Origin of the sequence: Nostoc sp. UHCC 0870 (assembly GCF_022063185.1) — a bacterium.
Taxonomy (GTDB): Bacteria; Cyanobacteriota; Cyanobacteriia; order Cyanobacteriales; family Nostocaceae; genus Trichormus.
This window is the reverse complement of record NZ_CP091913.1, coordinates 2,816,109-2,827,082: the sequence shown is the minus strand read 5'-3', so window position 1 is coordinate 2,827,082 and position 10,974 is coordinate 2,816,109. Positions and strand designations below refer to the sequence as shown.

Genomic DNA, 10,974 nt, shown 5'->3' with positions numbered 1-10,974 from the left:
ATGCTAGAATTTACGCACGCCAAAGCCACAATATCCGATGATAACGTGATGTGGAAATTTAATGGCGATCGCGCAAGGTTTTTTTATGGTTCTATTGTGTCGGCTGTGTCGGCGAAACACAACCCCGACTCCTATTGACAAGTCAGCTATTCATTCCAAGGGGAGGGTTAGAGTGGGGTAACTTTCCTCAACATACAAATAACTTCCCTAATTTTATCCACCACACCATCAATATCTTGATAAACTTCCTGATTCTTAAACCTCAAAATACTCGTACCTTTTGATTCCAAAAAAGCTTGGCGATCGCGATCATATTCTGGGACTCCATCTTGATAGTGACTATCACCATCAATTTCTATGGCAAGTCGCAATTCTGAAGAATAAAAATCAACTACAAATCTGTCAATACTGTATTGTCTGCGAAATTTACAACTTTCAATTTGTTGACTTCTCAGCTTTGCCCAAACTATTTTTTCACATGGGGGCATATTGTTTCTGAGAGTTTGCCGTTTTTGCTTTTCTGAGGTTTGGTTATACAGCTTCGTCATCAATATTTTTATATTCCTGGACTGTGCTTATTATTCCCAGGGTTACCCCCCTTAATCCCCCCTTGGAAAGGGGGGAAACCAGAAAATTCAGTTACCTCCCCTTTCCAAGGCTACGGTGTACACACAAGTCAAATTACCCCCCTTAATCCCCCCTTGGAAAGGGGGGAAACCGGAAAATCTAGTTCCCTCCCCTTTCCAAGGGGAGGGTTAGGGTGGGGTAAACAGAGGACTGATAGTGATTCGATAACTGGTGTGTACACCCTAGCCGATACAAACGCGGAGGGTGAGGGAGGGGTAAACAGCATCTAAAACTTTTACCCCCCAAATTTTCAGAAATTGCGGATAATACTGTTGAAGCCTGATCAAGATGCGTCTCACTACACCTACTCATGAACGAACAGCGTTTACAAGCTTATTATCAGCTAATTGAAAAGCTGCTAGATTGCCCCAGTGGGGAAGAACCAGAGATATTAGCAGCGAATACAGAATTGCTAGATGCTGACTTTGTGCAGGTGTTGACAGCAGTCGCAGATAATTTCGCCCAGCAGGGAGAAGAAAATAGAGCTAATTGGTTGAGAAACTTAGCAACATATCTCACCACACCAGAAACTCCCCCCATCACTGAAGCAGATATAGAGATTTACAGGCAATTTATATTAGAAGTATTGCGAGCAACAGCAGAAAGTAACGGCAATCCTCAAGTAATTTACCCGTTGCTGGCAGCAAATACCCATAAACTGGATCGTATCTTTGCAGAATTACTGCGCCGTTGGGCAACAACTACCTTAGCAGAAGCAGAACCAGATACAGCGACATCCATCGCTAATGTGATTTGTAACTTTAGTAATCTGATTAGCGATTTTCCCTTGGGTAGCAAAGCCAATAATATGGAAATTGCTATTACTGGTTACGAAATTACGCTTACTGTATATACCCGCACTACCTTTCCTGTAGATTGGGCAATGACGCAAAATAATCTGGCGATTGCTTACTCTGACAAAATATTAGGAAACAGAGGGGAGAATCTGGAAAATGCGATCGCCGCTTATTCTGCTGCTCTGGAAGTCAGAACCCGCACTGATTTTCCTGTAGATTGGGCAACGACGCAAAATAATCTGGGGAATGCTTACTTATACAGAATATTAGGAAACAGAGGGGAGAATCTGGAAAATGCGATCGCCGCTTATTCTGCTGCTCTGGAAGTTTATACCCGCACTGATTTTCCTGAAAAATGGGCAACGACGCAAAATAATCTGGCGGCTGCTTACGGTGACAGAATATTAGGAAACAGAGGGGAGAATCTGGAAAATGCGATCGCCGCTTATTCTGCTGCTCTGGAAGTTTATACCCGCACTGATTTTCCTGAAAAATGGGCAACGACGCAAAATAATCTGGCGGCTGCTTACGGTGACAGAATATTAGGAAACAGAGGGGAGAATCTGGAAAATGCGATCGCCGCTTATTCTGCTGCTCTGGAAGTTTATACCCGCACTGATTTTCCTGTAGATTGGGCAATGACGCAAAATAATCTGGGGAATGCTTACTTATACAGAATATTAGGAAACAGAGGGGAGAATCTGGAAAATGCGATCGCTGCTTATTCTGCGGCTCTGGAAGTCAGAACCCGCACTGATTTTCCTGTAGATTGGGCAACGACGCAAAATAATCTGGGGAATGCTTACTTATACAGAATATTAGGAAACAGAGGGGAGAATCTGGAAAATGCGATCGCTGCTTATTCTGCGGCTCTGGAAGTCAGAACCCGCACTGATTTTCCTGTAGATTGGGCAACGACGCAAAATAATCTGGGGAATGCTTACTTATACAGAATATTAGGAAACAGAGGGGAGAATCTGGAAAATGCGATCGCTGCTTATTCTGCTGCTCTGGAAGTTTATACCCGCACTGATTTTCCTGTAGATTGGGCAATGACGCAAAATAATCTGGGGAATGCTTACTTATACAAAATATTAGGAAACAGAGGGGAGAATCTGGAAAATGCGATCGCCGCTTATTCTGCTGCTCTGGAAGTCAGAACCCGCACTGATTTTCCTGTAGATTGGGCAACGACGCAAAATAATCTGGGGAATGCTTACTCTGACAAAATATTAGGAAACAGAGGGGAGAATCTGGAAAATGCGATCGCCGCTTATTCTGCTGCTCTGGAAGTCAGAACCCGCACTGATTTTCCTGAAAAATGGGCAACGACGCAAAATAATCTGGCGATTGCTTACTCTGACAAAATATTAGGAAACAGAGGGGAGAATCTGGAAAATGCGATCGCCGCTTATTCTGCTGCTCTGGAAGTCAGAACCCGCACTGATTTTCCTGAAAAATGGGCAACGACGCAAAATAATCTGGCGATTGCTTACTCTGACAAAATATTAGGAAACAGAGGGGAGAATCTGGAAAATGCGATCGCCGCTTATTCTGCTGCTCTGGAAGTCAGAACCCGCACTGATTTTCCTGTAGATTGGGCAACGACGCAAAATAATCTGGCGGCTGCTTACTTATACAGAATATTAGGAAACAGAGGGGAGAATCTGGAAAATGCGATCGCCGCTTATTCTGCTGCTCTGGAAGTCAGAACCCGCACTGATTTTCCTGTAGATTGGGCAACGACGCAAAATAATCTGGGGAATGCTTACTTATACAGAATATTAGGAAACAGAGGGGAGAATCTGGAAAATGCGATCGCTGCTTATTCTGCGGCTCTGGAAGTCAGAACCCGCACTGATTTTCCTGAAAAATGGGCAACGACGCAAAATAATCTGGCGGCTGCTTACGGTGACAGAATATTAGGAAACAGAGGGGAGAATCTGGAAAATGCGATCGCCGCTTATTCTGCTGCTCTGGAAGTTTATACCCGCACTGATTTTCCTGAAAAATGGGCAACGACGCAAAATAATCTGGCGGCTGCTTACGGTGACAGAATATTAGGAAACAGAGGGGAGAATCTGGAAAATGCGATCGCCGCTTTTTCTGCTGCTCTGGAAGTCAGAACCCGCACTGATTTTCCCCAAAATAATGCAGAAACTTTGTTAAATCTCGGCATACTCTACCAAGAAGCAGAACGATTTGATTTAGCGTACAATACTTTCACCCAAGCAATAGAAACAGTTGAAACTTTGCGCGGTGAAAGTAATTCTGGGGAAGAAGGGAAGCGTAAACAAGCCGCAGAATGGAATCAACTTTATCGACGGATGGTAGAAGTGTGTCTAGCCAGTGGTAGAGACACCGCAGCACTAGAATATATCGAACGCAGCAAAACCCGCAACTTAGTAGAGCTGATCCTCAACAGCGACCTTAAAACTATTTTCCCGCCAGAATTAGCTACCCAATTAGAAGAAATCAACGACAAAATAGCCATTAGTCAGTATCAACTGCAAAATAGTAAAGTCGAAAATCCTACAGCCTTAGCTCAAGATATCCAACAATGGCGACAACAACGCCAAGCATTACAAGATAGCCATTTACCTGTAGGCTCTGGCTTTAAATTTGACCAATTTCAAAATACCTTGGCTGACAACACTGCAATTATTGAATGGTACATTGTTACAGATAAAATTCTCACTTTTATTATCAAACCTAACGGACAAAAATTAATATCTTGGCAATCACAACCAACAGAATTAGATGCGCTTTATAACTGGAATAATGAATATCTAGAAGATTATTACAACCCAGAAGATCCAAATAAAAGCCAATGGCAGAATCAGCTAGAAACACGCCTAAAAAACTTAGCAGAAATTCTACACATTGAAGAAATATTAGCCCAAATACCCGAAGAATGTAAAAGATTAATTCTCATTCCCCATTTATTTTTACACCTGTTACCTCTCCACGCTTTACCCGTCAAATCATCATACTTAATTGACTTATTCCCCAACGGTGTCAGTTATGCACCTAGTTGTCAAATCTTACAACAAGTGCAACTGCGTCAATGTCCTGACTTTCAATCTTTATTCGCCATCCAAAACCCCACACCAGATTTATATCAAGACTACGAAAAAGATTTAGGTGCAGTCACAGCCATCAAGAAAAACTTTGCTCATACTGATATTCTGAAGCAAGACCAAGCCAAAAAATCAGCAATTATCAATATTGATGAAAATCATCATGTCAGATTAAATCCAGAATTACTTAAAGCTAACTGTATCTTTTTCTTCTGTCACGGTTACTTTGACCCTAATTCTCCCCAAGACTCCGGCTTACAATTGGCTGACGACAACCTAACTTTAACAGATATCATTACTCACTTCAAATTAACAAACTGTCGCCTAGTCACACTCTCAGCTTGCGAAACTGGTGTTACCGATTCCACCAGCACTAGTGATGAATACATTGGTTTACCCAGTGGCTTCTTGTTAGCTGGTAGCACCAATGTAGTCAGTAGCCAGTGGACTGTCAGTGCTACAGCCACAGCTTTACTGATGATTAAATTTTACGAAGAATTGCAGCAACAAAGTAATATTGTATTAGCTTTAAATACAGCACAACGCTGGTTAAGAGATACAACAATCAAAGGCTTTCAAGATTGGCTGAGTAACTCGTCATTAAGTATAGCCTGGCAGGTAGAACTAGATAAATACTTTACTCAAATTGCCAAAGACCAAGGAGAATCTACCAAACCTTTTAAATCACCTTTTTATTGGGCTGCTTTTTATATCACAGGTAAAGGAGTTTAACAAATGTCAGTTGATCAAAATAGCATCCAAGCTTTTATTCAAATCCTTAAGTCGCCAGCCAATTTAATTTCTCCAACAGACTGGGATGAATTACTGCAACTATGGAGTAATTTACCAGAAAATGACGATACCGAAATCTCAGGAATACTAGACAATTGGTTGCGAAACCCATCGCGCAGTCAACTTTTAGCAGCATACAGACAAAACCTCAGATCAATCAGTCCTGAATCTCAGATGAATTTAGGTATAAATCTAGGCTTAGGTGGTACTACATCACCAACTAAACGCGGTGAATCCAGCCCATCATCAAAGGAATTATTAGACAACGCCATTAAAAACAACGCGCCTTTATCTGACAAGCAAAAATCCCAGCCAACACCGTGAAGAATTTCAGCCTCAGCCTCTACGCCTTTCATCTCCGCCACACCCTCACCAATCTTCCAGGTGAAGTTGTGACAGATGCTAATCTGTTATGGGAAAATCTGGTGAAAGTTGGTGTAAATTCACTTCCCTTTAATAGCTTGAAAGATTTGCGTTCACAATTAGTTTCCTATGACAATGGTATATACAAACCCCAGCAAGAAGCAGCAATCAAAACTGAATGGTTAAGTATTTCTGGCCAAGATTTAGATTTAGGTAATCTCCCCACACCAGACGGCTTTAAAATTAATGCTAATCTTCAGCCATTTTTGCTAAATGATACCTACGCAGTTGATTTAACATTAACTCCAGAATTATCAACCACTGAAATAAATATCCCCCAACTGCAACATTTTCAACCAAAATCTTTATTACCTGCTAACATTCAACCATCATTAGGGCAGACATTATGGATTTACGGCGAAGTAGATACCACCGTAGATTGTGATACCATAGCGAAAGGATTTGCCATAGCATTAGTAGCAGGAACAAACTTAAATCCTGTGCTGATTAAAACAGGAGAACTATTTGATAGTCTTTTATTTGAATACCAAGCATTAGATCCCAACGAACCAGATAACCCTGCTAAACAGTGTCAGATTTTAATCGTCATCAATAATAACCAGTCACCAACAATAACATTAGCAGCAACAGCCTATGATTGGTTATTAAGATTATTTTGGAGTTATCATAAAATACTTTATATTTATCAACTAGCGCGTCAACGCTATAAAGAAGCGAGAGAAATTTACAGCGATTTAGAAAATAAAATCCAAGAGTTTAACAGTTTGATATCTGCAAATTCAACAAAATTATCTGACTTCAAAAGCTTAATGGCAAAAATTCCCCAAAAAAGCTTTGATTACACCAGATGCTTGCAAGATTTACAAACGCACCATACCGCAATTACTACTAATATTACTAATTACAAAATTTGCTTAGATAAAATTCAAGCCATTGGTAACGGAAAAAGTCCCCAATCCTGGCAAGATTTTTTGGACAAAGAATGTCAGAAATGGCAGAAGCAAATTGAGACAGATATTAATTATCTTACTCCAGGTCAAGAATTATTTGGGCAATTGGTGGATACAATCCGAGGTATAGTAGAAACACAACAGGCAGAGAGCGATCGCACTCTAGAAAGCACCATTCAAATACTAGGTATAGGCTTCGGTGGGGGTGCAATTGTCTCCGGTGTAGTCGTCCAACACATCGACAAAATTAGCCAACCCCTAGCCGCCATCTCTCCTGATAACCAACCCCATCCCTTTTACGCATCTTTATTGTTGAGTATTTTAGCAACCTTATTTTTCATCGCCTTGGGTTGGCTGATAACTAAACGCAGGTAGTAAATATTAAGTAGGGCGTGTTAGAGCGTGTTTGAAAAGTGGTTCGCTGTGATTTTAATTACATTTTTACCCCCCTTAATCCCCCCTTGTAAAGGTGGGAAACAAGAAAAATCTAGTTCCCTCCCCTTTATAAGGGGAGGGTTAGGGAGGGGTAAAAAATATTTGATACATCAATCAAGACTTTTCAAACATCCTCTTACAGCTATATCAGAATTTGAGCATTGGCGACAGTAAAAATTAGCTGTAACGCACCACAAATGCAGTGCGTTACGCGTTGCTTTAACTACGCTTCTGGGGGCAAATCTACACTATAAACAGTTTCTCCTACCAAGTTACGTAGTGATACAGTCATAACTTTTGTAGAATCATTGATTTTGACTGCACCAAAGAATTGCAAACCTTCACTTGGAGGTCGATTTGCTCTTGTACCGGGAGGTAAGCTTTGGAATATCAACTGTGGCCCAAAAGTATTTTCTAGTGTGTTTGGCCCAAATGTCCCAGCGTTGAGAGGCCCGGCGACAAACTCCCAGAAAGGTTTGAAGTCTTGAAACTGGGCTTTGTTGGGGTCATAATAGTGGGCGGCTGCGTAATGGACATCAGCAGTTATCCACACAACGTTTTTGATATTTCTCTGTTTAATAAATCGGAGTAAATCGGCTATTTCTAATTCTCTACCTAATGGTACGCCATTATCTGCGTTAGCCCAAGCTTCAAAGTCTGTGCTACCATCTCGAACTATTAATCCTAGAGGCATATCGCTGGAAATTACTTTCCATGTAGCTTTGGATGTCAGCAATTGACGTTTTATCCATTGGATTTGTTTACTACCCAGCATAACAGTATCTTTACTGGGAACTGGCTGATTATTGGGGGTATTTCGCCCTCTGTAGGTGCGCTCATCAAGCATGAAAATATCTAACAACGGGCTATAGTTGAAAGAACGATAAATTCTGGCTTGGTCGGTATTATTGGTTGTATAGCCAATGGGCATATATTCTAAGAATGCTTGTCTTGCTCGTTGTGCCAACAAGTTCACATCCTTGACTGTATAACGGTTATCACTAAGAAGAAATTCCCCAGGATACCAATTATTTGTAACTTCGTGGTCATCCCACTGCGCCAGCATGGGGACTTCAGCATTAAAACGCTTCACGTTCTCATCTAGTAAGTTGTATTGATAATTACCACGAAATTCTTTGAGTGTTTCTGAAACTTTCGATTTTTCTTCTGTGGTAATGTTGCGCCAGATTGTGCCATCATCAAGAGTTCTTTCTGCAACAATGGGGTTATCAGCGTAAATAGTATCGCCACAATGAACGAAAAAGTCAGGTTGCATTTGGCGCATGGTTTCGTAAATTTTCATCCCACCAAATTCGGGATTTATACCCCATCCTTGACCGGCGGTGTCTCCACCCCAAACAAAGCAGATATCTCGTCCAGTGATAGCGGGAGTATGAAAAATTCCATTGACAGGTTCGCTGTAGGTATCTTGATTTAAATCTTGGAACAGCACCCGATAAAATATTTGTTGATTGGGAGGGAGATTTCTGAGATTTAATCTGGCTGTAAAGTCGCTATCTGCTAAAGCTTGTGGCCCTAAAACACGCTGCACATTACTAAAAGATGGGCTAGTGGAATATTCTACAATCATTCTGGACGCGCGATCGCTCTTACTCCAAATCACCACATTATTATTCGTGATGTCTCCGCTAGCTATGCCATAAGGTACAGCAGGACGCATTCTATCTGAGGTAATAATTGCAGGTGCTTGAGCAAAAACTTGTGATTTTGATACAAGGTTTGTGGTAATAATTCCACCGGCTGTTACTGCTGAATTGAGCAAAAATCGACGGCGATTTAGCTTTAATGAATGATTAGATTCCATACTAATTAATAGAAATATCCTGCAAAAGTCCTACAGGATAAGTGTTTACCATATGCTCTGATGACAATAAGTAAAGATAGAGTTATCTAGGGGTTAATAAAAATTAGTTGAAAATATTTAATATAATTTAATATTTAATCAATTAGTATCTTTTTACCTGAAATTAAATTTTGCTTAAACTCATCACCCAAAAATAAGTTAAATTCCAGCGTTTAGATAAAAGCAAGAAGTAGAAAAAGAATCAGGATAACCTCTAAATAAATTGAGGTGATTGCAACTATCTTTTTTTACGTAATTTTGGCAAAAATTTAACTTGATGGTAACTGAGATGAAATTACTGAAAAATTTGGCTGTAACTGCTGCTACTCTGGCTATAGGTTTTTCTGTTGTAGATGTCAAAACTGCATCTGCTGCTATTGTGAATTACGCTTTTACTGTTGAAAGTCCCACAAAAACAGGCAAAGGGTTTTTTAGTTTTGATGACGCAACTTTTAGTAGTGGTATCTTTCCAGAAGCAATAGTTAAGTCATTATCTTTCCAATTTGACGGAGATTCCAATCTTTACACAGAAAAAGATGATATCGCCTATCCTGATTTTCCTGTTGTATCGTTAGTTTCATCTTCTACAGGTAAGCCATCTGTAGAATTAAGTTATTTCTTCTTTGATAAAGTCAATCCCTCTGCATTCTTCTACGAAATTGTTGGGGAAGATTTTACAATTCTGGATGGCAGTTTTCAAAATACTGAAATTGGCTTTGGTAAAGTAACTTATACAAAAGTACCTGAGCCTACAACTCTGGGTGGTGCTATTCTTGTTTGTGGTATTAGCTTGATAATCAAAAGAAAAGCAAAAGCAATGAGAAAAGTTAAAGCTTAATATCGGAAGATTTGCCCACCATATCTAGGTTTTGGTGGGCATCATACATTAATTTTTTCCAATTACTTAGCTACGGGTAACTACTACTTCACCTTCAACCTTTGCTGAGTCTGATTCTGTATTATCTATCTGATTTAATTCTCCAGCCCGCCAAGTATCGGTGATATCTTTAATAAAACTGGCTGTAGGGATAGCAACTAATAAACCTAAAACACCGCCTAATTTAGCTCCCAATAACAAAGAAACTACCACCCAAACAGGATTTAAACCAGTTAAGTTACCTAAAATTCTAGGTGCAACAAAATTAGAGTTGATTTGGTCGATAGCGACAGCTACCCCTAAAACTTCAAATCCTAACCAAAAGTTTTCTAAAGCAACTAATAGACTAACAATAGCAATGCCGATACCTGTACCAAAGGGAAACAGGGAGAAAAAGCCAATACCAATGCCAAAAAGTAGTGCTAAGGGAATTCGCAACGCTACAAACGCTAAAGTTACTGTGACAGCTAGTACAGCACCTAATGTAGCTTGACCGATAAAGTAATTATGGAAATCTTCCCTTAGTATTTGTCGGAGTTTCGAGCCGATGTGAGAAGGAAACCACTTATAAAGACCATCCCACAAGCGATCGCCATTTAGTACCATATAAATGGTTAGGACTACCGCCAGCAGCACATTCACCACAACCCCAATAGTATCGAAAGCTAAACCCAAAATTTTACCAGTCACAGACTGCAATTGGTTAGAAAATCGCTCTAAAACCTGTGTGGCTAAACCGCTCAAATTTACGGGTAAAGTTTGCGTTGCTATCCAATTTTGCAAAACGTCAAGCTGTTGAACGCCAGAATCAATCCAATGAGGCAGAATATTCACTAGTTCGTTCAGCTGTCCAATGATTAGTGGTACTAAGGTCAGACCTAAGCCTACTAAAATCACCACAGCTAACAATAACACCCCAACAATCGCCAAGTTGCGTTTCACCCCACGGCGTTGAAAAAATTGGATGGGATAATCTAAAACAAAAGCCAGGAGGGTGGCAGATGCCAAAACGCTCACCAAGGGTTGAAAATACTGTACAACCTGAATTAATAGCCAACCGTTGAGAATAGCTACAGGAAACGCCAGTCCCACAGTTAACCATCGAGGCAATTTGTTTATTGATTGCATTTAGTGGTGACTCCACACGCGCTATAAGTTTATTGTGCCT

The 10,974-nt window shown here is 40.4% G+C and carries 8 protein-coding genes; 5 read left to right on the top strand and 3 right to left on the bottom strand.

The window, feature by feature from the left end:
- Positions 1 to 138, top strand: coding sequence for a hypothetical protein (locus L6494_RS12320; RefSeq protein WP_237995255.1), 138 nt, complete (start codon positions 1 to 3; stop codon positions 136 to 138).
- Positions 139 to 167: 29 nt separating this feature from the next.
- On the opposite strand, the gene L6494_RS12315 is transcribed toward L6494_RS12320, so the two are convergent.
- Complete coding sequence (locus L6494_RS12315; protein WP_237995253.1) at positions 168 to 548, bottom strand: endonuclease domain-containing protein; 381 nt, start codon at positions 546 to 548, stop codon at positions 168 to 170.
- Between the two features lie 389 nt (positions 549 to 937).
- Between L6494_RS12315 and L6494_RS12310 the strand changes: the two genes are divergently transcribed.
- Genes L6494_RS12310 through L6494_RS12300 form a run of 3 tightly spaced genes read left to right on the top strand, consistent with a single transcriptional unit; the run spans position 938 to position 7,005 of the window.
- A complete protein-coding gene (locus L6494_RS12310) occupies positions 938 to 5,236 on the top strand; it encodes a CHAT domain-containing tetratricopeptide repeat protein (RefSeq protein ID WP_237995251.1) in 4,299 nt (1,432 codons plus the stop codon).
- Between the two features lie 3 nt (positions 5,237 to 5,239).
- Complete coding sequence (locus tag L6494_RS12305) at positions 5,240 to 5,620, top strand: hypothetical protein (protein ID WP_237995249.1); 381 nt, start codon at positions 5,240 to 5,242, stop codon at positions 5,618 to 5,620.
- A complete protein-coding gene (locus L6494_RS12300) occupies positions 5,617 to 7,005 on the top strand; it encodes a hypothetical protein (protein WP_237995247.1) in 1,389 nt (462 codons plus the stop codon). The genes L6494_RS12305 and L6494_RS12300 overlap by 4 nt, the downstream gene beginning before the upstream one ends.
- A 283-nt stretch (positions 7,006 to 7,288) precedes the next feature.
- On the opposite strand, the gene L6494_RS12295 is transcribed toward L6494_RS12300, so the two are convergent.
- Positions 7,289 to 8,890 (bottom strand): alkaline phosphatase D family protein, encoded by a 1,602-nt coding sequence (locus tag L6494_RS12295; protein WP_237995244.1) that lies wholly within the window; start codon positions 8,888 to 8,890, stop codon positions 7,289 to 7,291.
- Positions 8,891 to 9,218: 328 nt separating this feature from the next.
- On the opposite strand from L6494_RS12295, the gene L6494_RS12290 reads away from it, so the two are divergent.
- The gene (locus L6494_RS12290; protein ID WP_237995242.1) at positions 9,219 to 9,767 is read left to right on the top strand and encodes a PEP-CTERM sorting domain-containing protein; all 549 of its coding nucleotides are present in this window, start codon (positions 9,219 to 9,221) and stop codon (positions 9,765 to 9,767) included.
- 66 nt (positions 9,768 to 9,833) lie between these two features.
- On the opposite strand, the gene L6494_RS12285 is transcribed toward L6494_RS12290, so the two are convergent.
- Positions 9,834 to 10,934, bottom strand: coding sequence for an AI-2E family transporter (locus tag L6494_RS12285; protein ID WP_237995240.1), 1,101 nt, complete (start codon positions 10,932 to 10,934; stop codon positions 9,834 to 9,836).
- Between the last annotated feature and the right edge of the window lie 40 nt (positions 10,935 to 10,974).